Source organism: Maritimibacter dapengensis (assembly GCF_019218265.1).
GTDB lineage: Bacteria > Pseudomonadota > Alphaproteobacteria > Rhodobacterales > Rhodobacteraceae > Maritimibacter > Maritimibacter dapengensis.
In genome coordinates, this window is the sequence record NZ_JAHUZE010000002.1 from 324,631 (window position 1) to 351,168 (window position 26,538).

Genomic DNA, 26,538 nt, shown 5'->3' on the forward strand with positions numbered 1-26,538 from the left:
TCGGATGCGGTCGGTCAGTGACCGTGGCGCAGCATCTGCAGGTGGCGCGCGAAATCCGGAATGAACAGCAGGAAGAAAAAGCCGCCCCCGAACAAAGCCATCAGCACCCACAGCGCCCAGGCCGCCGAGACGACAAGACCGACGCCACCGGCGATCCGGGTCGCGGGTTGCGGGCGCATGAAACGCAGCAGGACGAGACGAAAGAGCCGCCCGCCGTCGAGCGGCAGGACAGGCATCAGGTTGAAGATACCGAGGAACAGGTTGAGAAAGGCGGCAGTGTGCAGGACGTAGGCGAGAAACCCGCTCGTCATCGGGGCGATCAGCGACAGGATCGCCCAAAGCGCCCAAGTGACGGCCGGCCCCATGGCGGTCACGAATTCGTCCTCGCGTCGTGACATCGCACGGCCCGGAAGACAGTAGCCGCCCCCGCCATAAACCACGACCTCACGCACCGGGATACCCTGAACCTTGCAGGCCCAGGCGTGGCCCAATTCATGCAGCACGATGGACACGAACAGGATGCCGAAGGTGACGAGACTGTAGAATAGCGCCTGCGATCCGCCCCCGATGCTGGCGAACATCCAGATGAGCGCGAGAAAGATGATCGAGCTACGAACCTCGATCTGGAACCCGAACAAGGCCCGGAATTGAAAAAGGGTCGTGTCCCCGAACATCGTGCCGTCCCGTCGTTTGATCCCGGCATACATTAGCGGCGCCTGACCGGGCCGCAAGCGCACCTTTTGGACCAAATGTGGCGGATGATTCCCGACGCCGGTGGGCGCTTTGTTTCCGGATGTAAACGAAGCACTGGTCGATTCGCCAATTGTCCTCATTTTCGCGCCAATGCATTGAAAAATAGGGCCGAATTAGGGCAAAAAACGTCATTTTCCTTGACGGACCCGCCCCAATTTCGGCATAAGTGTTCTTGTCGAATTCAGTTGGTCCCGCTGGTCAGGCGGGAAACGACGGGGGAAGGCGACGGGCGCTTGAGGGAGTGTCGACTGCTGTGATCTCCCCCTGGGGCAATGGGCCGGGTCGGAAACGATCCGGCCTTTTTTCATTCGAACGGGTCCGAGGGATATGTCACGCTGGCGAGGTAGAGACCTTCCGGCGGGCAGACCGGACCGCAAGCGGCGCGATCTTTGGCGTCAAGCGCGCGCGAAACGTCCTCCGCTGTCCACGACCCTGCGCCGACCCGCTCGAGCGTGCCGACGAAGCTGCGCACTTGGTTGTGCAGGAAGCTTCGTGCGCGGACGTGAAACCGGAATTCTACTCCGCCGGGGTAAGGCAGACGTTCCACCCGCAATTCATCCAGCGTCTTCACAGGGCTGTCGGCCTGACACATGGTCGAACGGAACGTGGTGAAATCGTGCTTGCCGATCAGCCGGTCCGCGCCTGCCTGCATCGCCTCGGCGTCAAGGTCATGGCTCACGCGCCATGCATTGCCGCGATCGTGCACAAGGGGCGCACGGCGTGAAATCAGACGAAACAGGTATTGCCGCTCCACCGCCGAAAACCGCGCGTGAAAGTCGTCCGTGACAAGCGCGCAGCCGACAATCGCAACGGGGGCAGGTTTCAGGTGATAATTCAGCGCTTCGGACAAGCGGAACGGCGTCCAGTCCTTCGCGAGGTCGCAATGCGCCACTTGCCCCAAAGCATGAACCCCCGCATCGGTGCGTCCGGCGGCCGCGATCGTGTGCGCACCCGGTTCCAGCTTTGCCAATGCCGCCTCGATAGCGCCTTGGACCGAAGGATGCTCCTTCTGACGCTGCCAGCCCGCGAACGGCTTGCCGTCATACTCGATCCTGAGCGCGTAGCGCGGCATCACGCGGACCCGGTGATCCGGTTCACATGGCCCATCTTGCGCCCCGGCTTCACTTCGGCCTTGCCGTAAAGGTGCAGCGCATTGTTCGGATCGGTCGCAAGCAGGGGCACGCGGTCCATGTCGTCACCGATGAGGTTGATCATGGTCACGTTGAGGTGCCGACGCCCATCCCCGATGGGCCAGCCAGCCACTGCTCGGATGTGCTGTTCGAACTGGTCGATGGCACAGCCGTTTTGCGTCCAATGGCCGGAATTGTGCACGCGCGGGGCGATTTCGTTCACGATCAGGCCCTCGGAATGTACGAAAAGTTCAACTCCCATCACGCCGACATAATCCAGCCGGTCCATGATCTTTTGCGCAATTTCCATCGCTTCGGCGGTCGTCGCGTCACTCATCCGCGACGGGACCGTCGTCGTGTCGAGTATGCCGTCACTGTGCACGTTCTCACCGGGCGTGAAGGCCGCGAATGCACCGTCGAGACCGCGCGCGCCGATCACGCTCACCTCGTAATCGAAGTCCACGAACCCTTCGAGGATCGCGGGCGCCCCCGCCATGTCTGAAAGCGCCGCTGTCGCGTCCGTCGATGTCTTCAGTCGCGCCTGCCCCTTGCCGTCATACCCAAACCGACGGGTCTTGAGGATCGCGGGGCAGCCGATCTCTTCGATGGCCTCGGCAAGGTCTTCGGCATCGTCCACCGCCGCAAAGGGTGCGACTGAAAGGCCCAGACCCTCGATAAAGCTCTTCTCCGCCAGCCGATCCTGGCTGACCTTGAGCGCCTTGCGGCCAGGGCGCACAGGACGAAGCGCTTCGAGAACGTCCAGCGCCTCGGTCGGAATGTTCTCGAACTCGTAGGTGATCACGTCCACGCTTTCGGCGAACCGCTTGAGCGCCTCGGTATCGGAATACTCGGCCTGAAGGTGGAAATTTGCCACGTGGCTTGCCGGACAATCGCCGCCCGGTTCGAAGATCGCGGTCTTGAACCCAAGCCGCGCCGCGGCGACTGACAGCATCCGGCCCAACTGGCCGCCGCCGAGAATGCCGATCACGGCACCGGTGGGAAGTGGCTCAGTCATCTTGCGGCTCGTCGGGAATGGAGGCCGAAAGCGCCTCGCGCCATGCGTCGAGCCGCGCTGCGAGGTCGGGGTCGGACGTCGCCAGAATACCCGCCGCCATCAGCCCCGCGTTCGCGGCCCCCGCGGCCCCGATCGCCATGGTCGCCACCGGAAAGCCCTTTGGCATCTGCACGATGGAATAGAGGCTGTCGACGCCCGACAGCGCCTTGGTCTGAACTGGCACACCGATCACCGGCACGCGCGTCTTGGAGGCCATCATGCCGGGCAGGTGCGCCGCGCCGCCAGCGCCGGCGATAATCACCGAAAGGCCACGCGAAACCGCGCTCTTGCCGTAGTCCCACAGCCGATCCGGCGTGCGATGCGCCGAGACGATCTTGGCCTCGTAAGCCACGCCCAACTCGTCCAGAATATCCGCTGCAAGCTTCATCGTCGGCCAGTCCGATTGACTGCCCATGATGATCCCGACTTTCACTTCGGCCATGCACATGCCCTCCATAAGAGACGCCGTTTATAGCCCTCTCAGGGTGTCATGCAATGATGTCGGGAAACAGCATGTCTTCGATGCGCGCGATCTGGTCCTTGAGCCGTAGTTTCTGCTTCTTGAGGCGACGGATGGTGAGCATGTCGGCCCGCCCGGCCTCCTCCAGCGCCGAAATCGCCTCGTCCAGGTCGCGATGCTCTCGCCGCATGACCTCGAGCTCGACCCGAAGCACATCTTCGGTCTTCATCTCGTAGGAATTGCCCATATTTCGCGAGTCGTCTTTCATGCGCTAACAGGATACTCCCGCCGCGCCGTTTCTCCAAACTTTTTCAGGCAGCTCAGGCTCTTGCAGAGTTCCCGGCCAGCACCCATATTTGCCGCAGGGTCGCCGATGACGGGGCCCTGTGACAGGTCGCTTGCTGGTAAGGACTGTGATGACGAAAATGACACTGGGGGCCACCCCCTTTCTCCTCGGGTTCGAACAGCTCGAACGCATGATCGAACAGGCCGCGAAAAGCGGCACTGAAGGCTATCCGCCGTTCAATATCGAACAGGTTTCCGAACGGGCCTACCGCATCACGCTCGCCGTGGCGGGGTTCTCCGAGGATGATCTGTCGATCACGATCGAGGACCGCAAACTCGTCGTGCGCGGGCGGCATTCCGACAAGGATGACGGACGCGTGTTCCTTCATCGTGGCATCGCCGGTCGTCAGTTCATGAAGAGCTTTGTCCTGGCCGACGGCGTGGATGTGACGGGCGCACGCACCGAAAACGGTCTTTTGCACATCGACCTCGAACGCGCTGCACCTGAACAGGTGGTGCAGACCATCCAGATCACGAAAGGGTAAATGAACCCTTTTCCGTGCCGGGGCGTTGAGATCCAAGCCCCGCCTGTATCACTTGCTTGTAAAGGAGTGCCCGATGGAAACGAACTACAACCCTTTTCCCGACAGCCACAACCGCATCGTCTATGTGCGTGAGGTTGCCGTGAACGACCTCCCCGAAGAATTGCAGGAACAGGCCGGCGGTCGCGACACGATCTATGCCGTCCATTCCGAGGACGGTGAACGTCTGGCGCTTGTGGCCGATCGCAACATGGCGTTCGTGCTTGCCCGCCAGAACAGCTACGAGCCGGTTACGGTTCACTGACCTTCGTCGCATCGGGCCAGAGCGCTGCGGCGGCCCGGTTGGCCGCATCCCGTTCAGGCGACAATTGCAGCGCACCCGGATCGGACAGGGGTCGCATCTTCCCCCGCGCATCGGGAACCGCGACGACCTCCGGCAGATGCCCGGCCATCCAGACGTCGTCGACGCTCCACGCAGCCTCTGGTGGCTCGGGGATGGTTCTGGCAAGGGCTGACGGAAACATCACCCCTGCGAAGCCCTGTGGCACTGTCCGGCCTGGCCTCCCGATCCGCCCGGACTCCCAACTCGACGCTGCGAGCACCGCCTTGGGGTGATCGTCCCGTACACGCAGGAACGCGGCTGCCCAGTCGGGCGCATACAGCCAATCGTCATCGCAAATCAAAAGATCACCGCCGTATCGCGCGGCGGCCGGGCGAAGCTTTCCAATCGGGCCGGGGTCATCCTCCGGCTCGATCAGCGCAACGCCGAACGGCAGGGCAGGGAGCGCGCGGCTCTCGAACCGCCGATACCGCTTCGGGATCGTCAGGAACACCACGTCAGGCCGCACGACCTGTCCCACAAGCGCCCCGAGCACCTGCGGCAATTGACCGAAGCGCGGCGGGATCGAGGTGAGCGAAATGGCGTACATGCCCGAGATCAAACGACAACGACCCTCATTGAGCAAGCAGGCAATCCACCGAACAGACGGACGAGACAGAACCGTCCGCGCCCTTTTTTCTTTTGCCGAAGACGAGTCTCAGGCTACGGTTTTATTCGGGGGATATTGGTTTGAAAATTTTTGTATGGATTTCGCTGGCATGCGCCGCGTTTGCAACCTTCGCCATCGTGGTAAATCTGAACCGGGATTGGACCGCCGAATGTGCAAAGCTCGCCGCACATCGGCTTGGCGATGACCCGCCGGTTGCATTCGAGGATATCGAGCCGACTGCGGCAATCGCGACCTGCCGGAAGGCCGTCGAGCAGGATCCGACGCCGGTCAACAAGACGCGGCTCGCCCGCGCATTCGTGGCCAAGGCGAGCCAGCAGAATACGGCGCTCGACCCTGAGGCGGCGGGGCTTCTCCGGGCCGGTCTGGATGCCAGGTACCTCCCCGTATTCGGCATTTACGGGCACCTGAGTGAAAAGGGCATTGGCGTCGAAAAGGACATTCCCAAAGCGCTCAAGTTCTACGACTACATCTATGCGCAGTCGAAAGACCTGGACATTGGCTACTACGCTGGCTGGCTGCGTGTGACGAACAATCTCGAAGTCCCGAAAGGTCTCGCGCAGCTCGAAACCGCTGCGGCGGGCGGACTCGTCTATGCGTATGACACGCTCGGGTGGTATTTCGAGACGCGGAATGGAGCCAAGGCCGTGTCATACTACCGCAAGGGCGCATCGGCGGGGGAGACGGGGTATCTCATGAAGGCCGCGAATGTCCCGGGACTTACACCGACGCAGAAGGTCGCGATCTATGACGAAGCGGTGAAGCTGGGGGTCACCGACGCGTTCACACCCTACCTTAATTACCTCGTCGATCTGAACGCGGGAACCCGGACCCAGGACCAGAGGATCGCACGTGTCGCGCAGTCCGGGGTGGGGAAGAACCATCCGTATTCCCATTACCTGCTGGGTTGGGCGACCTGGTATGGGCGCGGCGTCGAACAGGACGCGATAGAAGGCATCCGCTTGCTCGAGCGGGGCGTTGAACTCGGTAGCAAGAACGCCGAGGATTTCTACAACAAGCACGTCCTACGCTACGTCCGTCAATTGGAGGCCATGCCGAAAAGCGACCCCTCGCGTTGCGTCAAGAAGACGATAAGCCAGTATGACAACGTGAATTTCGATTTTCACAATCGCTGTGACACGTCGCTCAATACGGTGAGTTGTTCCAACAAGCTCGGGTTGGAGATCATCACCTTCTTCACCCAGAAGGATAACACGAGCTGCACCTATGCAACCGCGCGGCCAGGCGCACGGATCGACAGTTTCTACGGTGCACGTGACACGAGTTCACTGGGGCGCAAGCTCATTTCGGACACGAAACTCAACATCTGGGCCTGCCATGTGCCGTTGACCCCCGTCGCGCGGAACGGAAAATGGTATTGCGAGTTCAGGCCGGGCTGACGCCCTCGGCCCCGCCGTGTCAAAGCGCCCGAACTTTCCGTTGCCGCCCGTCACGGAGCGGAGGTTCGCCCTTTCCGGTGCTTGAAAAAGGGCCGTGATATTATCGATCACATAATTGTTTTGTGAATATTGCCAGATACTTACAGCAATCAAGCGATGGGCGCTCGACCGGATGAAGAACCGTTCCCGATTTGTGGCCGTAGTCAGCACATCTCACAGACAAGGGAGAGAGATATGTTCAGACGCACATTTATCGGCGCACTTGGTGGTATCACCCTCGCCATCGCATCCGGCACCGCTGCAAGCGCAGAGGGCCAAAAGATGGATATCGTTGACACCGCCGTCGGTGCAGGGTCGTTCTCGACTTTGGTCGCCGCGGTTCAGGCCGCCGGATTGGTTCACACGCTAAAGGGCGACGGTCCGTTCACCGTTTTCGCACCGACCGACGAAGCCTTCGCAGCGCTGCCTGCGGGGACGGTCGAGAGCCTGCTGAAACCGGAAAACAAAGGCCAACTGGTTGATATCCTGACCTATCACGTCGTTCCGGCGAAGGTCATGGCGAGCGATATCGCCGGCAAGAAAGCGGCGGTTCTGACAGTTCAGGGCGACCGCCTGAGCGTGAACGCGATGAACGGTGTCCGTGTCGACGGTGCCAAGGTCGTGTCAGCAGACATCGAGGCCAGCAATGGCGTAATCCACGTGATCGACAAGGTCCTGATGCCCGGCGGCTGACGTCCGGCTGGGTGACATGGATCGAAACGAAGTCATGCGTTCGGGCCGGAGGTCTCCTCTGGCCCGACCTGCAAGACCGGCGCCGCTCGGCCCTATGCGGCCGCAAAACCGGGACGCGTTCGATTGACCAATGCGACGAGCGACAGCATCACAGGCACTTCCACCAGAACGCCGACCACCGTCGCGAGCGCCGCGCCGGAGTGCAGGCCGAAAAGACTGATGGCAACGGCGACGGCCAGTTCGAAGAAGTTCGACGTGCCGATCAGCGCGCAGGGTGCCGCAATCCTGTGTGGCACCCGCAGGAGATATGCCGCGCCATAAGCAATCGCGAAGATCCCGTAACTCTGGATCAGGATCGGCACGGCGATCAGGGCGATGACGAAGGGCTTCGCCAGTATGACCTCACCTTGAAGCCCGAACAATATCGCAACGGTTACGATCAACCCGACCGCGGACCATGGCTTCACCTTGCTTTCAAAGGCCTCGATCCGGTCTTCGTGGCCCAGAAGACGCCGCGTCAGGAGACCGGCAATGAGCGGCAGCAACACATATAGCAACGTGGCGAGCACGAGTGTTTCCCAAGGCACGGTGATCTCGGTCACGCCAAGAAGAAATGCGACGATCGGGGCGAAAGCCACGACCATGATGAGATCGTTCACCGAGACCTGTAGGAGCGTATAGGTCGGGTCCCCCCGCGTGAGTTGCGACCAGACGAAAACCATCGCCGTGCAGGGGGCGGCACCCAGCAGGATGAGGCCCGCGATGTATTGCGACGCGTCTTCCGGCGCGATCCAGGGGGCGAACACCAGTTCGAAGAAAAAGACGGCGAGCGCGGCCATGGTGAAGGGTTTGATGAGCCAATTCACCACCAGAGTCACGAGCAGCCCTTTCGGCTGACGCGCGATGCCGCCGACGGCACCGAAATCGACCCCGACCATCATGGGATAGACCATCGCCCAGATCAGCACTGCGACGACGAGGTTGATCGACGCGACCTCGGCCCCTGCGATGGCCGTCATCAATCCGGGTGCGAATACCCCGACAGCGATCCCGACCGCCATGGCGAGGGCGACCCAGACAGAAAGATAGCGTTCGAAGCGGCCCATGGGGGCGGGGGCTGTCGTGTCGGTCATGTGGTCTTTTCGGTTCCTTGGGCGGCGAGGGGGGCGCAAAGCTCAGGTCGACCGCCGCAACAATCTTCTGTCAGGTAGCCGAGCAACGCGCGCATCTCCTCCGCCATTACGAAATATCGGATGCCGCGCCCCTCGCGCCGGGCATGGATCAAGCCGGCATGGCTCAATATTTTGAGGTTGTTGGACAAGGTCGTCGGGTTGATCGACAAAGCCCGCGCCATTTCCCCGGCCAGCAAGCCGTCATCGCCCGCTTGCGCGAGCGCACGAAAGGTGTCGAGCCGAACGTCATGCGCAAGCGCGGACAAGGCGAGGATGGCAGAAGTCTTTTCCATATTTCATGAATAGATGAAGTATAGGATTCTGCAATGAGAAAGTCCGAACGCGCATCCGGGCGATGGTCCGTCACGGTGGTGAATGAATTCCCACAATCGAATGTTGTTATGTAAAACTGAGGCGACAGGAATCATCAAGAGGTATCGAAGCATGGCCCGTGCACTGACATCCGCAATTCTGGTAACGGCGAGCCTTACTGCCAACGTGGCATTCGCCGACCCGGTGGGCATCACGCCCGACATGATGAGCGTCACGGTCGAAGCTCCGAACGGACCCGTCGAGATCATGCGCGAACAAGACAACGAGGCCGTCATCACTGGCGATTTTGCCCGCATTGCACGTCCCTGTCCGAATTTCTGCATCCAACCGATGGTCCCCGCTCCGGGTGTAACCCCGATCGGTGAAATCGAACTGTTCGAATTTCTGCAAGACCCCGACATCGTAGTGATCGACGGGCGCGTTCAACCGGATTTCGACACCGGCGCAATCCCAGGCGCAGTCAACGTCCCTTACACCCAAGCCGCCGACCGACTCGGTGAACTCGGATGCGAACCGGATTTCGAAGGTTGGATCTGCGACGGCGAGGACGTGAAATCCGTCGCGCTCTACTGCAACGGCCCGTGGTGCGGCCAATCTCCCACCGCCGCCCGCCGCATGATCGAAGCAGGTTTCCCGGCCGAGAAAATATTCTACTACCGCGGTGGAATGCAGATGTGGCGGATGCTGGGATTGACCGTGAAAAACGAGTAGGCCCATCCTGCCGCAGTCGTGGTTATACCGATGGACCTTGCGACGCATCATCTGCGTTGAGTCTGGTAATCCAAAGACGAACGAGACCGCAAAGGACCGCTTCTATGGAAGCTCGATTGATTGCAGCCTTGATCCTGACGCCCTTCGCGCTGGCCTTCATCTACGCCGGGGTGCACGAATACCTGCGTTACAAATCCGAAGGCCGTGCCAGTTACGGGCTTGCGTATGATGAAGAGACCGGAACCACCCACGTCACCGGCATCGCAGAAGATGAAGACGCCTTCGACCCAGAAGAGTACGACCCGGACAATTTCAACGACCCGGACGCGCGACGGGACGAGGACGACGACAAGGCGTAACGACCGCAAGATCGACCTCCTGACCACACGTCCGCGGGGTTCGGCGCTCGGCGGACGCCCATGATCGGAACCCACCTGCCTTTCCCGTGTTGAGTCCCGAAGGGAGTCTGACATGAGCCGAGGCCGTGACGCCAATCGACCGCGATCCATTCCAACCGCCGGGTATCTCGACGTGCTGTCGCGATGCTGGGCACGATTGGGGCCGCTGAAACTCGGCCTGATCGCGGCGGGCATCGCGTTTTATGGCCTCCTCGCTCTCTTTCCCGCCATCACGGCTGCGGTCGCGCTCACTGGCATCGCGGTGGACCCCGGTTTGCTCGCCGACCGTTCCGAATGGCTCCTGTCAGCTGTGCCGGCTTCGGCCGCCGAGTTGATCTCCGCGCAAATCGCCGAGGTTGCCGGGGCAGAGGAGGGGGCGCTCACCCTTGCCGCCATCGTCTCGGTCCTGATCGCCCTGTGGTCTGCCTCCAACGGGACGGGCAGCATGGTTCAGGGTCTGACTTCGGTTTACGAAGAAGAAGAGACGCGGGGCTTCGTGAAGCTCAAGCTTCTGAACATCGCGCTCACCGTCGCCCTCATCCTCGGTCTTGCCGTGGCCGTTATCGTGGTGGCCGCAATCCCTGCGGGCCTCGAATGGGTGGGCGCGGGCGAGACGCTTCAGACATTGGCCAACTGGCTGCGCTGGCCGATCATGTTCGCACTCGGTCTGCTCGGCATCTCGGTGCTGTTCCGGTTCGGTCCGGACAGGCGCAATGCGCTCTGGCGCTGGGTCACGCCGGGGGCGGCGCTCGGCTGTGTGCTCTGGGTGCTCGCCACGCTCGGGTTCAGCTTCTACATCCAGAATTTCGGCAGCTACAACGAAACCTTCGGCACCTTGGCTGGCGTGATCGTCCTGCTGACATGGCTCTGGATTTCCGCGTTCGTCATCCTGCTGGGTGCCCTGTTCGACGCCGAACTCGAAGCCCAGACCCGGCGCGACAGCACCGTGGGCAAGGAGCGACCTGCCGGGCAGCGAGGGGCCTTCAAAGCCGACAATATCGGCCGCGCGCGCGGTGAGGCGGAGGCCGAAAAAACCTGAGCGCACCGCGCCGCTCTTATCGCAGACAAGACCCCATAACGAAGAAGCCGGAGCGTATCGGCCCCGGCTTCTTTTCCTGTCTCGGTGTACGTCGGCTCAGAGCGACCATTCACCGGAAATAAGCCCCATCGACTCGAGCTTCAGGATCACCTGATGCGCGCAGTTGTCGACGTCGACATTCTCGGTCTCGACGGAAAGCTCCGGGTTCTGCGGAACGTCGTAAGGGTCCGAGATCCCGGTAAATTCCTTGATCTTGCCTTCGCGGGCGAGCTTGTAGAGCCCCTTGCGGTCGCGGCGTTCGCATTCCTCGATCGACGTGGCGACGTGGACTTCTACGAAAGCCCCGAATTGCTCGATGTCCTCACGCACGGCACGACGGGTCGTGGCATAGGGCGCGATCGGCGCGCAGATGGCGATACCGCCGTTCTTGGTGATCTCGCTCGCGACATAGCCGATACGGCGGATGTTGAGGTCACGGTGCTCTTTCGAGAAGCCCAACTCGCTCGACAGGTTCTTCCGAACGATATCGCCGTCCAGCAGCGTCACGGGGCGCCCTCCCATCTCCATCAGCTTGACCATGAGCGCGTTGGCGATGGTCGATTTGCCGGAGCCGGAGAAGCCGGTGAAGAAGACGGTGAAGCCCTGCTTGGCGCGCGGCGGTTTCGTCTTGCGCAGTTCCTCGACCACCTCGGGAAACGAGAACCACTCGGGGATCTCGAGGCCTTCCGACAGACGGCGGCGAAGTTCGGTGCCTGAGATGTTGAGGATAGTGACGTCGTCCTTGTCCTCGATCTCGTCGTTCGGCTCGTATTGCGCACGTTCCTGCACATAGACCATGTGCTTGAAGTCGACCATCTCGATGCCGATTTCTTCGGCGTGTTCGGCGAAGAGTTCCTGCGCATCGTATGGCCCGTAGAAATCCTCACCGGCCGAGTTCTTGCCGGGGCCTGCATGGTCGCGTCCGACGATGAGGTGCGTGCAGCCGTGGTTCTTGCGGATCAGGCCATGCCAGACGGCTTCGCGCGGGCCGGCCATCCGCATGGCGAGGTTGAGGAGCGACATCGTCGTGGTCGAGGCCGGATACTTGTCGAGCACCGCCTCATAGCAACGCACGCGCGTAAAGTGGTCCACGTCCCCTGGTTTGGTCAGCCCGACGACAGGGTGGATGAGAAGGTTGGCCTGGGCCTCTTTCGCGGCACGGAAAGTCAGTTCCTGATGCGCGCGGTGAAGCGGGTTACGGGTCTGGAACGCCACGATGCGACGCCAGCCCATCTTGCGGAAGAATGCGCGGAGCTCGTTCGGCGTGTCACGGCGGGCACGGAAATCGTAATGCACCGGCTGCTGGATGCCGGTGACGGGACCGCCAAGATAGACCTTGCCGGCCTTGTTGTGCAGATAGTTCACCGCCGGGTGCGCGTCGTCATCCGCACCGAAGACCTTCTCGGCCTCTCTTGCCTTGTTCGGCACCCAGTTGTCGGTGACGGTCATGGTGGCGAGGATCACACCTTCCTGGTCGCGCAGCGCGATGTCCTGGCCGTCCTCCAGCCCCTCCGCAAATTCTTCGGAAACATCCAGCGTGATCGGCATCGGCCAAAGCGACCCGTCCGCAAGGCGCATGTTCTCGACCACGCCGTTGTAGTCGTCCTCCGACAGGAACCCTTTGAGCGGGTTGAACCCACCATTCATCAGGAGTTCGAGGTCACAGATCTGACGTGGTGTCAGGTCCCATGACACCAGGTCGGCCGCCTCCACCTTGAGCTTCTGGGCGCTCTCGTAAGAGACGTAGAGTTCTGTGATGGGTGCAAGATTTGGCAACATGCGGAAAATGCCTTTGTTCAGCGTCTAATATCGGTCGTTTGGCCATGCGGCGTTCTGGGCGGCGTGTAACGCTTTCTCTCGGTGGAAGGCAAGCCACTCGTGCCTCCGTCGAACCCAAAGAAGGCGATTATGCTGCGGTGCGGCGACAATTCGGGCGCACGTTCCCGAATTGTCGCGTCGCACGCCTGTTCCGTTCGCGCGCAGGGCACAAAAACCGTATGTTTGTTTCTGGTTCGGCTGGCCGGCCCGGGCTGGACATGAGCGGTGCGTTGCGGGACGGTCGGGGCGGCACAATGACCGGGAGTTCTCAATGCCATTGTTCGAAGATCACGAGGCGCTTATCCGTTCCCTCTCGGCCGCCGGACTGGCGCGGCAGGCGGAAATGGTTGCGGCCACAGCGCTGCCTTGCATCTGCTTCGACCGGGAGCAGGTGCCGGATGACGACGCGGCGCTCAGGACCAGTCGTATGGGAGGCTGGCCGGCGCTCCCGTCGGGCATGGACTGGCCGATGCGCGCGCGGCCCGCTGATGCTGACGGGATAATCTCCGATCTGCGGCGGGCGCATGAGCATACGATCCGCTCGCTTACGGGCGCCGATTATGACGACATGCCGGCCAGTTTCTGGGAAGGCATGGACCCGGATGTCGAAGAGACGCTGCGCGCCGGTCAGCCACCCTCGGTGATCGAAAGCGTCCGACAGGACCAGGCCGCCGAAATCGACGCACTCGACGGGGCCTTCCCGCTGGCATTCGTTGCGCAGATCGACTTGGATGCGCTTTCTGGAATGGAGGGGTTCGATCCGGCACTTCCCGTGTCCGGGCTGCTGTCGATCTTCATCGACACCACCCATTGGGCGGGCGGGGCGCAGATCCACCACTTCGCGCTTTCGGAAAACCTCCAGCGCGCGACACCGCCCGACCGGCTGCGGTCCTATATCAATACGCGCTGGCCCGACATCGCGATTTACGAGGCGGATCAATGTGAACGGCTGCTGCCGCGTAACGCGGTGAGCGTGCCTTATCATTGGGCCGAACCCCGGCACGAGGAGGTCAGCGATTGGATTCGTGACCCTAGCGAGGAGCTGACCGGCGCGCCCTATACCGGGCGGTCCGGCACTTTCGGAGATATGCTGGGCGGTTGGCCAGAGGTGATCCAGGACAGCCCGGAATATGATCTCGATCCGGCCTTGCGCACCACTGGGCTGACGCCGGGCAAGGTATCGTGGCGGCAGGTGTTTTCCTGCGCTGGCGAGGGGTTTCTCGGCACGCGAACGCAATACCTCGCCGGGGATGGGCAGACCTATTTCATGGTGCCGGAGGACGGGTTCACGGCGCAGGATTATCGCGGCGTCCAACAGCTGTATCAGCAGACCTGATCTTGCCTGCCTCGCTCGGCCTGCATGAAAAACGCCGCGCTCCTTCAAGCGCGGCGTCGCATTCTTTCTTCTGTGTCTCGGTTCAGACCGGGGCCTTTTCCGCTTCCACCGCAGCCGCGGGCTCTGCGTCGCCTTGCTCGGCGAGCCAATGCTCGGCGTCCAGCGCGGCCATGCAGCCCATGCCAGCCGAGGTCACGGCCTGACGGTAGACGTGGTCGGTCAGGTCGCCCGCCGCAAAGACGCCGGGGATCGACGTGCGGGTCGAGCCCGGTTCGACCTTCACGTAGCCGCCGTGGTGGGTTTCGAGCTGGTCGGCCACCAGTTCCGAGGCGGGCGCGTGGCCGATGGCGATGAACACGCCTTTCACGTCGAGTTCGCTCACTTCGTCGGTCTTCACATTGCGGATTTTCACGCCCTCGACGCCCTTGGGCATGTCGGTGCCGGTAACTTCCTCGAGCACATGGTCCCACATCACTTCGATCTTCGGGTTCTTTTCTAGCCGGTCGATCAGGATCTTCTCGGCGCGGAATTCGTCGCGACGGTGGACCACGGTGACCTTCGACGCGAAGTTGGTAAGAAACAGCGCTTCCTCGACCGCCGTATTCCCGCCGCCGACGACAAGAATTTCCTGCCCGCGATAAAAGAACCCGTCGCAGGTCGCACAGGCCGATACGCCAAAGCCCTTGAACGCCTCTTCCGAGGGGAGGCCAAGCCATTTGGCGCGTGCGCCGGTCGCCAGGATCACCGCGTCGGCCTCATATGTGGCGCCGGAATCGCCCTTGGCGACGAAAGGCCGCTTGGACAGGTCCAGATCAGTTATGATGTCGGTGATGACCTCGGTCCCCATCGCCTTGGCGTGGGCTTCCATGTTGACCATCAATTCGGGGCCCTGGATCTCGGTGAATCCGGGATAGTTCTCGACTTCCGTCGTGGTGGTGAGCTGCCCGCCCGGTTCCATCCCCTGCACGAGAATCGGCTTGAGCATGGCGCGCGAGGCGTAGACGGCTGCGGAATACCCGGCCGGGCCGGAGCCGATGATGAGCACGCGGGTGTGATGCGTTCCGGACATGACGAATCCCTCTTATTCGGTGGTTCACACCGATATAGGGATGCAGGCCCGAACCCGGAACCCCCTGCGTCAGCCTGTCAGTTTTCGCACAATTTTGATCGCTCAGGACATGATCTTGCGCAAATGCGAAATATTATTGCGTGGCTGGCCGGTCGTGGGTAAGGTTCGGCAAATCAAGAAGGAAGGGATATGGCTGCCTCTAAACTCGACCCGATCGACCGGATGATCCTTGCCGAATTGCAGGCCGATGGCCGCATGACGAATGTCGAATTGGCGAAACGTGTCGGGATCTCTGCGCCACCGTGCCTCCGGCGCGTTCGCACCCTGGAGGAGGCGGGCTATATCCGGGGCTATCATGCCGAGGTCGACGCCCGCGCGCTGGGCTTCGAGGTGCAGGTGTTCGCCAATGTCGGGCTGGTGAGCCAGGCCGAGGCAGACCTGTCGGCATTCGAGGCCCGGTGCCGCGAATGGCCGCTCGTGCGCGAGTGCCACATGCTGAACGGCGAGGTGGATTTCATCCTGAAATGCGTCGCGCCCGACCTGTCGACCTTCCAGACCTTCCTGACCGAAGAACTGACCGCCGCCGACAACGTGGCGAGCGTCAAGACGTCGCTGGTGATCCGCGACGCAAAACATGAGCCCGGCGTGCCCTTCGACGTGCTCGAAGCGCGGATGACGGCTCAGGCATAGACCCAGAACCGATTTGATTTGCCAAATGGGCAGAGACCACGTAGGGGAGGGAGGCTACATTCTTTCCTACTGCACCTGTTTCCTGATCGGCTTCAGTCTGCCTCTAAGAACTGAAGAAGCCACGCCGCCGCATACTGCGGGCGGCCCATAAACAGGAGTAAACACGATGGCCAATGGCACCGTGAAATGGTTCAACGCCACCAAAGGCTTCGGCTTCATCGAGCCGTCGGACGGCGGCAAGGACGTTTTCGTTCACATCTCGGCGGTAGAGCGCGCCGGTCTTTCCGAACTCAAGGACGGTCAGGCCGTGACCTATGAGCTCGAATCCGGCCGTGATGGCCGCTCTTCGGCAGGCAGCCTCGAACTCGCCTGAGCGAAGACCGGAATTTGACAGGAAACGGCAGGGCGCAGGCCCTGCCGTTTTCGTTTTCGGCGGTGTCAGGCCGAGACGGCACTCAACTCCGAAGGCGCACCCGCATTGTCTTGCGGCAGAAGGATGCCCGCGAAGAACGCAGCGAGATCGCCATAGGCATCAAGCGGCAGAATATGCGCCACGTATTGATCCGGTCGCACCACGATCATGCAGCCCTTGGCTCGGTCGATCCCGCGCATGTCATAGATGTCGTGCCCGGACTTGTGATCCACGCAGAATGCCTTCTCGAAATCACGCAGGCCGAGCGCGCCCGTCTCGGGACGCAGGAGCGAGGGCAGGGCGTTGTGCTCGATCCGGTCGAAGCTCTGCTGGAAAATCGCGCGGAGGTCGATGACCGCGTCAATGTCCTCATCGGCGCGGCGGTAACGCACAACCGGTGACGCAGGGTCGGTTTCGAGCCAATCGCAGAGCGCCGCGATCTCCCCGCCCTGTGTGCCGTCGTCGCCTTCACCTGCGAAAGCATAGATCCGCCAGCGCCCATCCGCTTCGGCCACATGGCCAAGCTGCATCGTCATCGCATCCGCAACCCGCACGACCGGGGCGGAATGAAAGCGTTTGCCGATCGGCTCACCTGTCGCCAGAGATTGTCGGGCGTCACCCGAGGTCAACGCCGACGAGTCGTATTGCACGGCCAGCCCGCCGGTGAACTCGAGGTTCTGGATGAAATGCTTCTGGAACCGCGGCATGTCACCACCGTCCAACTCGCTCTCGCCCACCGGGGCCGACATGATCCGCGCCCACTTGTGATCGGTTTCGACCAGCCGCTTCGCTTCGGTCCGCCGCTCGGCGGTGTAGCTGTGCAGAAGCGACGGGTCGGACCGGCCCTTGAGCACGGACACCAACTTCCAGCCAAGGTTGAAGGTGTCGCCCATCGACACGTTCATGCCCTGACCCGCCTTCGGACTATGGGTATGGCAGGCGTCGCCGGCGGTGAACACGCGCGGATTTCGCGTCGCCGTCTCACCTTCCGGCACGTCATCGAACTTGTCGGTCAGCCGATGTCCGATTTCGTAGATCGACCACCACACCACTTCCTTCACGTCGATGGAATAGGGAGCCATGATCCGGTTCGCCGCCGCGATCATGTCGGATACGTCGAGATTGCGATTGGCCACGCGCTCATCCGGATTGAGCTTGTCGAGCTCGACATACATGCGGAAGAGATATCCGCCTTCGCGCGGCAGGATCAGCACGTTCCCTTCGGTTGCCGACGTGATGAGGTTCTTCATGCGGATGTCGGGAAAGTCGGAATTGGCGAGAATGTCCATGACACCCCAGGCCTGGTGCGCCGCATCGCCGTGAAGTTGCCCGCCAATCGCCTTGCGCACGTTCGACCGCGCGCCATCCGCGCCGACGACGTAATTCGCCCGGACGGTGTGGGCCGTCCCATCCGCACGTTCCAGCGTGACCTTGACCGGGTGATCCTCGGTCGTGGTGTCGACCTCCAGCGTCTGCACCGCCAGCCCGTAGTCCGGCTCGAGCCGTGTGGGAGCGTTCCGCGCGACATTCAGGAACAGTTCATGAATGCGCGCCTGATTCATCAGCGTGTGCGGCATCTCTGATTGATCGTCCGCCACGTCCTGCTGTCGCCCGACGCGCCGGATATGCGCGGGATTGGCGGGGTCGGGCATCCAGAAGTTCGTCTGGTTGACCCAGTAAGCCTCCCGCTTGACCGTGTCCGCGAACCCGAAGGCCTGAAACATCTCCATCGAGCGCACGTTCACACCGTCCGCCTGACCTTTCTCGATAGGGCCGGGTTTGGGCTCGACGATCATGGTGGTGAATTCCGGGTGCTGGGCGAGCTGGGCGGCAAGACACAGACCCGCAGGACCGCAACCGGCGATCAGAACGTCGACCTCCTCCGGCAGAACACGCGCCGCGCCACGCGCTGGCGCGTTTGTGGCCGCAGGCTTGATGTCGGGGTCGCCCGGTCGAAATCCGTCCACGTAATACTGCATCGTCTCTCCTCCCATATTGCAGGTCTCAAGGAGATTAGTATCTATACTTACTATATCGAGTCAACGAAAAAGTATGTATGCATACTAACACTTTGTTCGTGCTGAATTACGGCCGGTTGCCGTTGCACGACCAGCACGGAAATCGTGGCCGTTGGAACAATTTTGCGCGATGCCCGTTGCGAATCTATGCTTGTTGCCGGTTAACTGGCCTCAGACAAAGACTTTTCCGCCCGCAATCCTTCTCTGCCGCTGCGGGTGCACCACGAGGGGACATACATTGAAACTTTTGCGCCGGGCTGCGCCCAAACTCATTGCGTTCGCATTCGCGGGTCTCGCCCTTGCCGCCTGCGAGACCGTTCCAACCGACACCGGCAATGCTGGCCGGGCCTACACCGCCGATGGTGAAGTGCTGCCGACGATTTCGTCCAAGACCGCTTCAATGTATCGCGAATTCGACGACGGTCGCTTCGTGGTTCCCGCCATTTCGCGCCAGTATCTCTCCGAAGACGTCAAACGCCAATATGTGCCGTATTACGCACCCTATGCGGAAGGCACGATTGTCGTCGATCCCTATGCGCGGAAGCTCTATCTGATTTCGGGACCGAACGAGGCCATGCGCTATACCATCGGCGTCGGCAAGGCGGGCTACGGTCTGCGCGGCGAAGCGCGTGTGTCGCGCAAGGAAGAATGGCCCTATTGGACCCCGACCCGGAACATGCTGCGCCGTGAACCCGAAAAGTATCGCCCGGTCGCGGGCGGCGTCGAGGGCGGGCTGGAAAACCCGCTCGGGGCGCGGGCGCTCTATCTTTACAAGGGCGGGCGCGACACGCTCTTCCGCATCCACGGCACACCCTATCCGTGGACCGTTGGCGGCACGGAATCCGGCGGCTGCATCCGCATGTTCAACCAGGATGCGATACACCTTTATGCAAACACCCCGAAAGGCACCCGCGTCGTGGTGCTGAGCCAAAGCCAGATGAACCAGTGGACGGCACCGACCACGGCCACGGCAATGTGATCGGGACGGGCGGCGCATTCCCGCCCGCCACGCATTTTCGCACTATCCAAATCACGCGCGCCGCCCCTAGGGTGGCGCGCAATTGTGTTTTGGATCAGGGAACAGGCTCTCGTGCATCTCCTCCGCCCCGCGCTCGTCGCGCTGCTCGCATTCGTCCTGATTTCCTGTGGGGGAGGGTCCGGCGGCCCGCGCATGGGCGCGCCGAAACCGCTGTTTCCCGAGAATTATCCGGCCTTTGGTATTCCATCGAATTTCGGTGACGTGGACCCGATCGAATGGCGCGACCACCAGATCCGTCCGTCGAACTACCCGATCCACGGCATCGACGCGTCGCGATATCAGGGCGAGATCGACTTCGCCACCGCACGCGCGAACGGCGTGTCCTTCGCATTTCTGAAGGCGACGGAAGGTGGCGATCACCTCGACCCCGGCTGGGCGATCAACGCGCCAAAGGCGCGTGCAGCGGGGGTCCCGGTGGGGGCCTATCACTTCTACTATTTCTGCCGGGAGCCGGCCGAGCAGGCGCGATGGTTCATCAAGAACGTCAATCGGCAGCCCGGGGATCTCCCGCCCGTGCTCGACATGGAATGGAACCATCAATCGTCGTGCAAGGCGCGCCCCGATCCCGAGACGGTCCGCGCCAATATTCGCGAGTTCTCAGCCATCGTCGCGGCACATTACGGCACGCGTCCCGTGGTCTACGTCACGCCGGATTTCTACGAACACAACGCGCTCGGCTCGCTCGCCGGGACGGAATTCTGGCTGCGTTCGGTTGCGGCCCATCCGTCGGAGCGCTACCCGGAAGAGCGTTGGACGTTCTGGCAATACACCGGCACCGGCGTCGCGCGCGGGGTGAAGGGCAAAGTGGACTTGAACGCCTTTGCGGGCAGCCCGGAAAGCTGGGCGGCGTGGTATGCGACCCGCCGCCAGCCGTGAAGGTCGAGAGGCGAGCGGGGCAGCGGTGTCGCATCATCGGCCAGGGCATAGCTCCGCATGCGTGACCCTTTTTGGTGCCTTCCGCGCCCGGGTTCTCAGACCGACCATCTGCGTCAATGAATAGCGCCGCCTTGGCACCTCGCAGTTGAAACATGCCTGCGCGAGGTCCATATCCTCCTCCACGAAAACAGGAGAAAAACCTTGCGCAACGCAGCACTTACTCTCGGCTTGATCGGCGGCGTGATCGCCATGATCGTCGGTTTCTTCAACTTCGGCTATACCGAGTTACTTGCCCGCCAAGACGAACTCGGCGACTTCGCCAATGAAGTGCTGCGCCAGCCAGACAACACCGGATTGCTCCGCATGGCGAGTTTCGTGGGGCCGCTTCTGGCCATCGCTGGCGGCGCCATGGCGCGGATCAGGGCTCTATGGGGCGGTGTCCTGATGCTGCTCGCAGGCGGGTTGATCTATTACGCCTTTGGGTTTGGCGTGTTCACCATGTTCCCGATCGGGTTCACACTCGTAGGCGGGATACTCGCCATCGCAGCAGGTCGACCGGACGAACCGAAGGCCCACTTCTGAACCGGACACACGAAGGCCGCCCTGTGAGGCGGCCATTTGGATCAGGTCGTCGCTGACGGGATCAGGCGGCGGTTTTTGCCCGCTCCGCGGCCGTGTCACGGTTTCCGCGCTGAAACGGCAAGGCGACGGTCGCGTCGTCGGCGGTTGCGATGATGGATTTGATCCAGCGTTGTTTCTTCGTCATGTCAGGCCTCTTGCGCCACGATTGATGTCTCTTGTCGATGCAGACATCTAGGCGGCGGATTGGGGCGAGGATGGGGCGGCATAAGGGAAAGTTGGTGCCGGGTCGCCACCGCTCAGGGGGCCTTGCCTCGGGTTCAGGTCCACGCAAGGGTGCGCACATCATCCATACGCATGCCATACGTGTTCCATACGCGATACATATGTGGAAATCAGAGCCGGATCGCCGAAATCAAGCGTCCGTAATCCGCTTCCTTGCGATGGACCGACCGGCGGTAGGAATAGAACCGGTCAGCATCCGCATAGGTGCAATGCCGCGTCCATTCCGCATTGCCGACACCGGCTTGACGGAGCCGATACAGACCGAATGCGGGCAGGTCGAACTGCATCCGGTCGCCTTCGCCGCCCGCGAAGAATCGCCCGTAGTCCGGGTCTTCGTCCATGAAGCGCTCGAAGAATTCGGGTCCGACTTCATAGGCTGACTGGCTGATCGTCGGCCCAATGACTGCGGTCGTGTTTTCCCGTGTCGCGCCAAGACGTTCCATGGCGTCCAACGTCGCTTCGAGCACCCCGTCGATAGCGCCCTTCCATCCGGCATGAGCGGCTCCGATCACGCCGGCTGCCGGGTCCGCAAACAGCACCGGTTCGCAATCGGCAGTGAGGATGGCGAGTGCAATCCCTGCGCGGTTCGTGACCAGCGCATCCGCTTTGGGCTTGTCTCCGTCGAGTGGGCCGTCGATCACCGCGACATCGGGGGAGTGGACTTGGTGGACCGTCACCAGCTTGTCGTGCGGGACCTCCATCGCATCGGCCACGCGGGCCCGGTTCAGGGCCACTGCGTTAGACTGATCGCCCGATCCCCCGCCGCAATTCAAACCCGCGTAAACCCCTGAGGATGCTCCACCTTTTCGGGTGAAGAACCCATGGGTCACGCCCTTCAACGCGGGCGAGGTGAGGATTTCCAAGCTCATGGATCGAACCCCGGCAGCATCGGTGCGCCGAGCGCGACAAGGCCCAGCACCTTGAACAACTCACCCATTTCGGCAGGGTGCGTCAAGCGGCGATGCGCGGCGATGTGACTGGTAAGCGGCTCCCCGGTCAGCTTGGAGGCGAGCGCTTGTGCGCGTGCCGTGATCCCCAGCCGTTCTAGGAAAACGCCTTGTGTCACGAATCCGTGGCTGACCGCCGAAGCGGCTTTCGCGAGGGCTGCGAAATCGACATGCGCGGTGAGGTCGGCCGCGCCGGGCGTGGCCAGCGGATCGACCTTTTCGTGGGCGCGCAGAGCCTGAAACGTGTCTCCCGGTTCACCCCAACTTCCATAATCCACGATCAGCGCCGCGCCGCCATGCTCCGCGATCATCGCGGCGAGTTCGGAGATCACCGCATTCGCGGCTGGGCGCAATTCGATCAACGTGCCCAAGGAAACGTCGCTCCAGGCCGCGAGTGCCGGTTGTTCGGTCGGCCCTCCCAGCCCGAACGCCAATGCGCCGTCCTTCACACCCACCTGACGTTCGCGCCATGTTTCGTCGTCGCGCAGGAACTGACGGATCGGGAGCGCATCGAAAAACTCGTTCGCGACGACGAACAGGGGCCCATCGGGAAGGTCGGATACCTGTTCCAACCAATTGATGTCATAGCCTTTTAGCGTGGTTTCCTGTCGCGCCCGCAAGCTTGGCGAGGCTTCGACGAGGGCGATCTCGCAGGCGTCGTGAAACCCGGGAACAGAGGCCGTCGCGCGCAGGATGTCGGCCATGAGCGTTCCCCGGCCCGGACCGAGCTCCGCAAGCGTGAAGGGACGCGGTGCGCCCTGGTCCATCCACGCTTGCGCGAGTGCCAGACCGATCAATTCACCGAACATCTGGCTGATCTCCGGGGCGGTCGTGAAATCGCCCTTGGCACCGAACGGATCACGCGTCGTGTAATAGCCATAGCGCGGATGCAGCAGACACTCGGCCATGTAATCCGCGATGGTGAGCGGGCCGGTTTCCCTGATCCGGGCGATGAGGAGGTCGGCGAGGCTCATGTCGTGCGACGAGCGGCCCAGATTAATGTCGCGATCCCGACCAGCACCATCGGCAGTGACAGGAGCTGTCCCATGGTCAGGCCCAGCTCGCCGAGTCTGATCACATGGCCCAGCGGGTTGTCCGGCGTGATGAATTGGGGGTCGGCCTGCCGGAAGACTTCCACGAACATTCGGGCGAGCCCGTAGCCGAGGAAAAACAAGCCCGCGAGCATGCCGGGTCGCTTCAGCCAGCCTGCCGCAAAGGCGAGGGTCAAAAGAATGATCGTGAGCAGAAGACCCTCGAGACCTGCTTCGTAAAGCTGGGACGGGTGGCGGGCACAGGGGCCGGCAGCGGTGGCGCAGGATTGCGCGGCGGGGCCTGGAAAGATCACGCCCCAAGGCGCGTCCGTCGGGCGCCCCCACAATTCGCCGTTGATGAAGTTCGCGCTGCGCACGAGGCCGAGCGCCGGCGGGGTCGCGATCGCCAGCAGATCCGCGACCGAGGCGGTCACCAGACCGAATTTCCGCGAAAACAGGATCACGCCGACGACAACGCCAAGAAAGCCACCGTGGAATGACATGCCGCCCTGCCAGAGCTTCACGATGTCGAGCGGGTTCGCGAGGTAATATGCCGGTTGATAGAAAAGCACGAAACCCAGCCGCCCGCCGATAATGATCCCGGCGACCATCCAGGTCACGAGTTCCTCGAGCTGCGCCTTCGTCATCGCTGGCTCGCCACCGGCCCAGAGACGAGGCCGGGTGATCGCCATGCGGATGATCCACCAGCCGATCGCAATGCCGACGATATACCCGAGTGCATACCAGCGGACGGCAAGATGCAGCCCAAAAAGGTCGATGGCGAAGACCTCGGGCGAAATATCGGGGAACTGTATGGCGGCCAACATGGTTTGGTTCGTGCGACGGGGCTGCGCCGGTGTCAACGGTCCGGTTGTGATTCGACCGCGTGAAGACCATATATATCCGCAAGGAGTGTCTCGCGTCGGGACGCAAGCAGGAGAAAACCATGCAAACCCGAAACAAGGTATTCGACGATCTGTCCCAACTCATGACCAATGCGATGGGAGTGGCGCAAGGTGCCCGCACCGAAGCGGAAACCGCGATGAAGTCGATGATCGACCGCTGGCTCGCGGACCGGGATTTCGTCACGCGAGAAGAATTCGACGCCGTGCGCGCGATGGCTCAGAAGGCGCGTGAAGAAAATGAAGCGCTCAAGGCGCGGATCGAAACATTGGAGGCGGGTGTGAAAGCGAAGGCCTCGACAAAAAAGCCCTGAGGAAAACCGGGGCGCCGATATCGTCGGCCGCTGCGGCCTTGATCGCATTTGTCATTGCGATGCCGGCAGCAGCCTGTGACCTGCCGCCCAACGGCGCGGCGCTGCTGGCCGACGCTGGCAGCCAGGTGAACGAGCAGCGGCGCAATTCGGGTCGAAAGGCGCTTCGCCGGAACGCGCGGCTCGATCAGGCCGCGCAACGTCACGCCTGCTGGATCGGGCTGGGGGGCGATTTCGGCCACACCGGAGCCGGTGGTTCCAAACCGAGTGAACGCATTTCCGCCACAGGGTATCGGTCGTCGTTGACGTCGGAGAATATCGCCATGGGGCAAAGGTCCGCTCGGCAGGTCGTATCCGAATGGATGGGGTCCCGACAGCATCGCGACAACCTGCTTCGCAACGGCATACAGGACTACGGCGTCGGCGTAGCCCTTTTACAGGGGCGTCTCGTCTGGGTCATGGTTTACGCCGCACCGCGATAAGTGTGTTGGGAAAGTTCTAGGATTTTCGGGAAACGACTCATCATTTTCGCCGGTATGTTCGAAAACTGAAATCCCTATCTGAGGATCGGCGGTTTGTCGGGGTCCGATCCGGGCGCCTTGCGAACCGGGCTTTCCGTCGGGGTCGGCTTGGGTATGTCGAACCGGATGCCCACCCGGTCAATCCGTGCGAGCGCTTCATCGCCTGTGACGAAGAACCCTACGTCAAGACGCGTTTCTGTGCCTGAGAATGTCATCGCTTCCTGTGCCGCACGCGCCAACGCGGGCTGCGCACCCGCGACACAATCCGCGAATGCAAGCACGAGACCGGTCGAACCATCGTCATAGGTCGCCCGCACCAAGGTGGCATGATCGGCGATGCCCGCGGCGGTGACGAGTTTTTCGGAAAAACTCTTCAACAAACGCTCGGGCAGATCGATGGGTGCGCTCAGCGACTGAACTTGGCCTTCGACCTCTTCCGGCGCGGGGCCCAGGGTTTCGGCGAGCCAGTCGACCGCAGCGGGCGGAATGAGGATGGACGACGGCGCTCCGAGATTCACGCCGAGGCCAAGGCCTGATCCCGTCATCATCGCGGCGATTACGCGACCGGGCAGGGCGGCATACGGCGCCGGGCCTTCTGCAAAGGTAGCGAGCCGATCTTCGCGATCGAACGCCAGAACGTATTGATCCGGCGGCAGGTCTTCGTCGCCGGACAGATCAAGCACTTCGGGGTCGAGATGATCGCCGTTGACTTCAGATTTCAGAAGAAGGAACAACTCGCCATCCGCGAGCCGCTCGTAAAACTCGAGCCGGGCGGCGTCGTCCTCGAGATCGGCCTGCATCGCGGCATACGCCTGATCCAAACGTGTCGTGTCATTCATGCGATTGCCTCGGCTACTTGCGTTTTCAGGACCGGCAGGAGTTCGTCTTCGAACCAGGGGTTGTTTCTGAGCCATGCGGTATTGCGCCACGACGGGTGAGGCAAGGGGATAGTCCGGGGAAGATGGTCGCGCCAGTCGCGGACGGTTTGCGTCACGGACGTCCGTGTGCCAGAAAAGTGGTGCTTCTGGGCATATCCACCGATGACGAGCGTCAGACGGGGAGACAGGAATTCATCCACGGCGTCAGCCCAGGTCCGAGCGCAGATGCGGGGTGGCGGGAGGTCCGCGCCTTTCGCGTCATAGCCGGGGAAACAGAACGCCATCGGCGTGATCGCGATAAGACTTCGGTCGTAGAACGTGTCGCGGTCGACGCCCATCCAATCGCGCAGCCGATCTCCGGACCGATCGTTGAACGGAAGGCCCGTTTCGTGGACACGCATCCCCGGTGCCTGCCCGATGATCCTGAGCTTTGCGGTTTCTTCGAACCAGGCGACCGGCCGCGGGGCGTGCGCGGTCCGTGTCGCCTTGAAGCGGTCCGCGCAAATGCGGCAACGGGAAATCTTCGAGGTTAGGCGCGTCATACCGTCAATCTAGGGTGTCGGAGCGACCGGGCAAAGGTGTGCATGGCAGGGTCGCGTCTGGAACACCGTCCGCGCGTCAGCGCCTTGCGATTGTTAACAAATCAGAAACAGCCCTGACGCTTTGCGCGCAATCGGGGGCGATTGTTTCGTGTTTCGAAGCAACGCTCAGCGAAAAACGCCAAATTTGCGCCTCAATCGGCGACAAGTCGTTGTAAAACAGACTGCCTAT

The 26,538-nt window shown here is 61.9% G+C and carries 32 protein-coding genes; 15 read left to right on the forward strand and 17 right to left on the reverse strand.

Features of this window, described 5'->3' with window-relative positions; genetic code table 11:
* Positions 1–14: 14 nt before the first annotated feature.
* The 5 genes from KJP28_RS07880 to KJP28_RS07900 all read right to left on the reverse strand — a co-directional run bounded on the left by KJP28_RS07880 (position 15) and on the right by KJP28_RS07900 (position 3,644).
* Positions 15–707: a site-2 protease family protein gene (locus tag KJP28_RS07880; protein ID WP_218392019.1), complete on the reverse strand. Its 693-nt coding sequence runs from the start codon at positions 705–707 to the stop codon at positions 15–17.
* A gap of 350 nt (positions 708–1,057) precedes the next feature.
* Positions 1,058–1,825, reverse strand: coding sequence for a tRNA pseudouridine(38-40) synthase TruA (truA, locus tag KJP28_RS07885; protein ID WP_218392020.1), 768 nt, complete (start codon positions 1,823–1,825; stop codon positions 1,058–1,060).
* Positions 1,825–2,898 carry a 5-(carboxyamino)imidazole ribonucleotide synthase gene (locus KJP28_RS07890; protein ID WP_218392021.1) on the reverse strand — a complete coding sequence of 358 codons (1,074 nt, stop codon included), beginning with the start codon at positions 2,896–2,898 and terminating at the stop codon, positions 1,825–1,827. Before KJP28_RS07890 ends, truA begins: the two co-directional genes overlap by 1 nt.
* Positions 2,891–3,379 carry a 5-(carboxyamino)imidazole ribonucleotide mutase gene (gene purE, locus KJP28_RS07895; RefSeq protein WP_218392022.1) on the reverse strand — a complete coding sequence of 163 codons (489 nt, stop codon included), beginning with the start codon at positions 3,377–3,379 and terminating at the stop codon, positions 2,891–2,893. Before purE ends, KJP28_RS07890 begins: the two co-directional genes overlap by 8 nt.
* Before the next feature lie 46 nt (positions 3,380–3,425).
* Entirely contained in the window at positions 3,426–3,644 is a 219-nt protein-coding gene (locus tag KJP28_RS07900; protein WP_218392822.1) for a YdcH family protein, read from the reverse strand.
* Positions 3,645–3,813: 169 nt separating this feature from the next.
* On the opposite strand from KJP28_RS07900, the gene KJP28_RS07905 reads away from it, so the two are divergent.
* On the forward strand, positions 3,814–4,227 hold the full coding sequence (locus tag KJP28_RS07905; RefSeq protein WP_218392023.1) for an Hsp20 family protein: 414 nt from the start codon (positions 3,814–3,816) through the stop codon (positions 4,225–4,227).
* Positions 4,228–4,300: 73 nt separating this feature from the next.
* Positions 4,301–4,528, forward strand: coding sequence for a DUF1150 family protein (locus tag KJP28_RS07910; RefSeq protein ID WP_218392024.1), 228 nt, complete (start codon positions 4,301–4,303; stop codon positions 4,526–4,528).
* Here KJP28_RS07910 and KJP28_RS07915 read toward each other — a convergent pair.
* On the reverse strand, positions 4,515–5,153 hold the full coding sequence (locus KJP28_RS07915) for a hypothetical protein (protein ID WP_218392025.1): 639 nt from the start codon (positions 5,151–5,153) through the stop codon (positions 4,515–4,517). The genes KJP28_RS07910 and KJP28_RS07915 overlap by 14 nt on opposite strands.
* A 140-nt stretch (positions 5,154–5,293) precedes the next feature.
* Between KJP28_RS07915 and KJP28_RS07920 the strand changes: the two genes are divergently transcribed.
* Positions 5,294–6,631: an SEL1-like repeat protein gene (locus KJP28_RS07920; RefSeq protein ID WP_218392026.1), complete on the forward strand. Its 1,338-nt coding sequence runs from the start codon at positions 5,294–5,296 to the stop codon at positions 6,629–6,631.
* A gap of 234 nt (positions 6,632–6,865) precedes the next feature.
* Complete coding sequence (locus KJP28_RS07925; protein ID WP_218392027.1) at positions 6,866–7,363, forward strand: fasciclin domain-containing protein; 498 nt, start codon at positions 6,866–6,868, stop codon at positions 7,361–7,363.
* Between the two features lie 92 nt (positions 7,364–7,455).
* Here the strand turns inward: KJP28_RS07925 and arsB are convergent, their stop codons facing one another.
* Both arsB and KJP28_RS07935 read right to left on the reverse strand, forming a co-directional pair.
* Positions 7,456–8,496: an ACR3 family arsenite efflux transporter gene (arsB, locus tag KJP28_RS07930; protein ID WP_218392028.1), complete on the reverse strand. Its 1,041-nt coding sequence runs from the start codon at positions 8,494–8,496 to the stop codon at positions 7,456–7,458.
* Positions 8,493–8,828: an ArsR/SmtB family transcription factor gene (locus tag KJP28_RS07935; protein ID WP_218392029.1), complete on the reverse strand. Its 336-nt coding sequence runs from the start codon at positions 8,826–8,828 to the stop codon at positions 8,493–8,495. Before KJP28_RS07935 ends, arsB begins: the two co-directional genes overlap by 4 nt.
* 151 nt (positions 8,829–8,979) lie before the next feature.
* Between KJP28_RS07935 and KJP28_RS07940 the strand changes: the two genes are divergently transcribed.
* From KJP28_RS07940 to KJP28_RS07950, 3 genes are all read left to right on the forward strand, one after another.
* Entirely contained in the window at positions 8,980–9,579 is a 600-nt protein-coding gene (locus KJP28_RS07940) for a rhodanese-like domain-containing protein (RefSeq protein ID WP_218392030.1), read from the forward strand.
* A 104-nt stretch (positions 9,580–9,683) separates the two neighbouring features.
* A complete protein-coding gene (locus KJP28_RS07945) occupies positions 9,684–9,938 on the forward strand; it encodes a hypothetical protein (protein WP_218392031.1) in 255 nt (84 codons plus the stop codon).
* A gap of 112 nt (positions 9,939–10,050) precedes the next feature.
* Positions 10,051–11,016 (forward strand): YihY/virulence factor BrkB family protein, encoded by a 966-nt coding sequence (locus KJP28_RS07950; RefSeq protein ID WP_218392032.1) that lies wholly within the window; start codon positions 10,051–10,053, stop codon positions 11,014–11,016.
* Positions 11,017–11,112: 96 nt separating this feature from the next.
* On the opposite strand, the gene KJP28_RS07955 is transcribed toward KJP28_RS07950, so the two are convergent.
* Entirely contained in the window at positions 11,113–12,834 is a 1,722-nt protein-coding gene (locus KJP28_RS07955; RefSeq protein WP_218392033.1) for a bifunctional sulfate adenylyltransferase/adenylylsulfate kinase, read from the reverse strand.
* Positions 12,835–13,144: 310 nt separating this feature from the next.
* Between KJP28_RS07955 and KJP28_RS07960 the strand changes: the two genes are divergently transcribed.
* Complete coding sequence (locus tag KJP28_RS07960) at positions 13,145–14,209, forward strand: DUF1963 domain-containing protein (protein WP_218392034.1); 1,065 nt, start codon at positions 13,145–13,147, stop codon at positions 14,207–14,209.
* An 82-nt stretch (positions 14,210–14,291) separates the two neighbouring features.
* Here the strand turns inward: KJP28_RS07960 and trxB are convergent, their stop codons facing one another.
* Positions 14,292–15,278: a thioredoxin-disulfide reductase gene (gene trxB, locus KJP28_RS07965; protein WP_218392035.1), complete on the reverse strand. Its 987-nt coding sequence runs from the start codon at positions 15,276–15,278 to the stop codon at positions 14,292–14,294.
* Positions 15,279–15,467: 189 nt separating this feature from the next.
* Here trxB and KJP28_RS07970 point away from each other — a divergent pair, with 189 nt between their 5' ends.
* Together KJP28_RS07970 and KJP28_RS07975 are read left to right on the forward strand one after the other, a co-directional pair.
* Positions 15,468–15,968: an Lrp/AsnC family transcriptional regulator gene (locus KJP28_RS07970; protein ID WP_218392036.1), complete on the forward strand. Its 501-nt coding sequence runs from the start codon at positions 15,468–15,470 to the stop codon at positions 15,966–15,968.
* 166 nt (positions 15,969–16,134) lie between these two features.
* Positions 16,135–16,341, forward strand: coding sequence for a cold-shock protein (locus KJP28_RS07975; RefSeq protein WP_218392037.1), 207 nt, complete (start codon positions 16,135–16,137; stop codon positions 16,339–16,341).
* A 65-nt stretch (positions 16,342–16,406) separates the two neighbouring features.
* On the opposite strand, the gene KJP28_RS07980 is transcribed toward KJP28_RS07975, so the two are convergent.
* Entirely contained in the window at positions 16,407–18,359 is a 1,953-nt protein-coding gene (locus KJP28_RS07980) for an FAD-dependent monooxygenase (RefSeq protein WP_218392038.1), read from the reverse strand.
* Positions 18,360–18,636: 277 nt separating this feature from the next.
* On the opposite strand from KJP28_RS07980, the gene KJP28_RS07985 reads away from it, so the two are divergent.
* The 3 genes from KJP28_RS07985 to KJP28_RS07995 all read left to right on the forward strand — a co-directional run bounded on the left by KJP28_RS07985 (position 18,637) and on the right by KJP28_RS07995 (position 20,895).
* Positions 18,637–19,377, forward strand: coding sequence for a L,D-transpeptidase (locus KJP28_RS07985; protein ID WP_255552272.1), 741 nt, complete (start codon positions 18,637–18,639; stop codon positions 19,375–19,377).
* Between the two features lie 84 nt (positions 19,378–19,461).
* Positions 19,462–20,313 (forward strand): glycoside hydrolase family 25 protein, encoded by an 852-nt coding sequence (locus tag KJP28_RS07990; protein ID WP_418887923.1) that lies wholly within the window; start codon positions 19,462–19,464, stop codon positions 20,311–20,313.
* 201 nt (positions 20,314–20,514) lie between these two features.
* Complete coding sequence (locus KJP28_RS07995) at positions 20,515–20,895, forward strand: hypothetical protein (RefSeq protein ID WP_218392040.1); 381 nt, start codon at positions 20,515–20,517, stop codon at positions 20,893–20,895.
* Between the two features lie 61 nt (positions 20,896–20,956).
* Here KJP28_RS07995 and KJP28_RS19905 read toward each other — a convergent pair whose 3' ends face one another.
* From KJP28_RS19905 to lgt, 4 genes are all read right to left on the reverse strand, one after another.
* On the reverse strand, positions 20,957–21,079 hold the full coding sequence (locus tag KJP28_RS19905; protein ID WP_255552273.1) for a hypothetical protein: 123 nt from the start codon (positions 21,077–21,079) through the stop codon (positions 20,957–20,959).
* Between the two features lie 208 nt (positions 21,080–21,287).
* Positions 21,288–22,046: a peptidoglycan editing factor PgeF gene (gene pgeF, locus KJP28_RS08000; protein WP_218392041.1), complete on the reverse strand. Its 759-nt coding sequence runs from the start codon at positions 22,044–22,046 to the stop codon at positions 21,288–21,290.
* Complete coding sequence (locus tag KJP28_RS08005; RefSeq protein WP_218392042.1) at positions 22,043–23,098, reverse strand: class I SAM-dependent methyltransferase; 1,056 nt, start codon at positions 23,096–23,098, stop codon at positions 22,043–22,045. The genes pgeF and KJP28_RS08005 overlap by 4 nt, the downstream gene beginning before the upstream one ends.
* Positions 23,095–23,982, reverse strand: a complete 888-nt coding sequence (gene lgt / locus KJP28_RS08010; protein WP_218392043.1) for a prolipoprotein diacylglyceryl transferase — start codon at positions 23,980–23,982, stop codon at positions 23,095–23,097. Before lgt ends, KJP28_RS08005 begins: the two co-directional genes overlap by 4 nt.
* Positions 23,983–24,101: 119 nt before the next feature.
* Between lgt and KJP28_RS08015 the strand changes: the two genes are divergently transcribed.
* Together KJP28_RS08015 and KJP28_RS08020 are read left to right on the forward strand one after the other, a co-directional pair.
* Positions 24,102–24,371, forward strand: a complete 270-nt coding sequence (locus KJP28_RS08015; RefSeq protein ID WP_218392044.1) for an accessory factor UbiK family protein — start codon at positions 24,102–24,104, stop codon at positions 24,369–24,371.
* 38 nt (positions 24,372–24,409) lie between these two features.
* On the forward strand, positions 24,410–24,850 hold the full coding sequence (locus KJP28_RS08020; protein WP_218392045.1) for a CAP domain-containing protein: 441 nt from the start codon (positions 24,410–24,412) through the stop codon (positions 24,848–24,850).
* Positions 24,851–24,924: 74 nt separating this feature from the next.
* On the opposite strand, the gene KJP28_RS08025 is transcribed toward KJP28_RS08020, so the two are convergent.
* Together KJP28_RS08025 and KJP28_RS08030 are read right to left on the reverse strand one after the other, a co-directional pair.
* On the reverse strand, positions 24,925–25,728 hold the full coding sequence (locus KJP28_RS08025) for an SseB family protein (RefSeq protein WP_218392046.1): 804 nt from the start codon (positions 25,726–25,728) through the stop codon (positions 24,925–24,927).
* Positions 25,725–26,309: a uracil-DNA glycosylase family protein gene (locus KJP28_RS08030; RefSeq protein WP_218392047.1), complete on the reverse strand. Its 585-nt coding sequence runs from the start codon at positions 26,307–26,309 to the stop codon at positions 25,725–25,727. Before KJP28_RS08030 ends, KJP28_RS08025 begins: the two co-directional genes overlap by 4 nt.
* Positions 26,310–26,538: the final 229 nt, after the last annotated feature.

What these genes read in the sequence shown, in the direction of transcription:
- KJP28_RS07880 (WP_218392019.1), bottom strand. Translation starts at nt 707, where the DNA reads ATGTATGCCGGGATCAAACGACGGGACGGCACGATGTTCGGGGACACG.
- truA (WP_218392020.1), bottom strand. Translation starts at nt 1,825, where the DNA reads ATGCCGCGCTACGCGCTCAGGATCGAGTATGACGGCAAGCCGTTCGCG.
- KJP28_RS07890 (WP_218392021.1), bottom strand. Translation starts at nt 2,898, where the DNA reads ATGACTGAGCCACTTCCCACCGGTGCCGTGATCGGCATTCTCGGCGGC.
- purE (WP_218392022.1), bottom strand. Translation starts at nt 3,379, where the DNA reads ATGGCCGAAGTGAAAGTCGGGATCATCATGGGCAGTCAATCGGACTGG.
- KJP28_RS07900 (WP_218392822.1), bottom strand. Translation starts at nt 3,644, where the DNA reads ATGGGCAATTCCTACGAGATGAAGACCGAAGATGTGCTTCGGGTCGAG.
- KJP28_RS07905 (WP_218392023.1), top strand. Translation starts at nt 3,814, where the DNA reads ATGACGAAAATGACACTGGGGGCCACCCCCTTTCTCCTCGGGTTCGAA.
- KJP28_RS07910 (WP_218392024.1), top strand. Translation starts at nt 4,301, where the DNA reads ATGGAAACGAACTACAACCCTTTTCCCGACAGCCACAACCGCATCGTC.
- KJP28_RS07915 (WP_218392025.1), bottom strand. Translation starts at nt 5,153, where the DNA reads ATGTACGCCATTTCGCTCACCTCGATCCCGCCGCGCTTCGGTCAATTG.
- KJP28_RS07925 (WP_218392027.1), top strand. Translation starts at nt 6,866, where the DNA reads ATGTTCAGACGCACATTTATCGGCGCACTTGGTGGTATCACCCTCGCC.
- arsB (WP_218392028.1), bottom strand. Translation starts at nt 8,496, where the DNA reads ATGACCGACACGACAGCCCCCGCCCCCATGGGCCGCTTCGAACGCTAT.
- KJP28_RS07935 (WP_218392029.1), bottom strand. Translation starts at nt 8,828, where the DNA reads ATGGAAAAGACTTCTGCCATCCTCGCCTTGTCCGCGCTTGCGCATGAC.
- KJP28_RS07940 (WP_218392030.1), top strand. Translation starts at nt 8,980, where the DNA reads ATGGCCCGTGCACTGACATCCGCAATTCTGGTAACGGCGAGCCTTACT.
- KJP28_RS07945 (WP_218392031.1), top strand. Translation starts at nt 9,684, where the DNA reads ATGGAAGCTCGATTGATTGCAGCCTTGATCCTGACGCCCTTCGCGCTG.
- KJP28_RS07950 (WP_218392032.1), top strand. Translation starts at nt 10,051, where the DNA reads ATGAGCCGAGGCCGTGACGCCAATCGACCGCGATCCATTCCAACCGCC.
- KJP28_RS07955 (WP_218392033.1), bottom strand. Translation starts at nt 12,834, where the DNA reads ATGTTGCCAAATCTTGCACCCATCACAGAACTCTACGTCTCTTACGAG.
- KJP28_RS07960 (WP_218392034.1), top strand. Translation starts at nt 13,145, where the DNA reads ATGCCATTGTTCGAAGATCACGAGGCGCTTATCCGTTCCCTCTCGGCC.
- trxB (WP_218392035.1), bottom strand. Translation starts at nt 15,278, where the DNA reads ATGTCCGGAACGCATCACACCCGCGTGCTCATCATCGGCTCCGGCCCG.
- KJP28_RS07970 (WP_218392036.1), top strand. Translation starts at nt 15,468, where the DNA reads ATGGCTGCCTCTAAACTCGACCCGATCGACCGGATGATCCTTGCCGAA.
- KJP28_RS07975 (WP_218392037.1), top strand. Translation starts at nt 16,135, where the DNA reads ATGGCCAATGGCACCGTGAAATGGTTCAACGCCACCAAAGGCTTCGGC.
- KJP28_RS07980 (WP_218392038.1), bottom strand. Translation starts at nt 18,359, where the DNA reads ATGCAGTATTACGTGGACGGATTTCGACCGGGCGACCCCGACATCAAG.
- KJP28_RS19905 (WP_255552273.1), bottom strand. Translation starts at nt 21,079, where the DNA reads ATGACGAAGAAACAACGCTGGATCAAATCCATCATCGCAACCGCCGAC.
- pgeF (WP_218392041.1), bottom strand. Translation starts at nt 22,046, where the DNA reads ATGAGCTTGGAAATCCTCACCTCGCCCGCGTTGAAGGGCGTGACCCAT.
- KJP28_RS08005 (WP_218392042.1), bottom strand. Translation starts at nt 23,098, where the DNA reads ATGAGCCTCGCCGACCTCCTCATCGCCCGGATCAGGGAAACCGGCCCG.
- lgt (WP_218392043.1), bottom strand. Translation starts at nt 23,982, where the DNA reads ATGTTGGCCGCCATACAGTTCCCCGATATTTCGCCCGAGGTCTTCGCC.
- KJP28_RS08015 (WP_218392044.1), top strand. Translation starts at nt 24,102, where the DNA reads ATGCAAACCCGAAACAAGGTATTCGACGATCTGTCCCAACTCATGACC.
- KJP28_RS08025 (WP_218392046.1), bottom strand. Translation starts at nt 25,728, where the DNA reads ATGAATGACACGACACGTTTGGATCAGGCGTATGCCGCGATGCAGGCC.
- KJP28_RS08030 (WP_218392047.1), bottom strand. Translation starts at nt 26,309, where the DNA reads ATGACGCGCCTAACCTCGAAGATTTCCCGTTGCCGCATTTGCGCGGAC.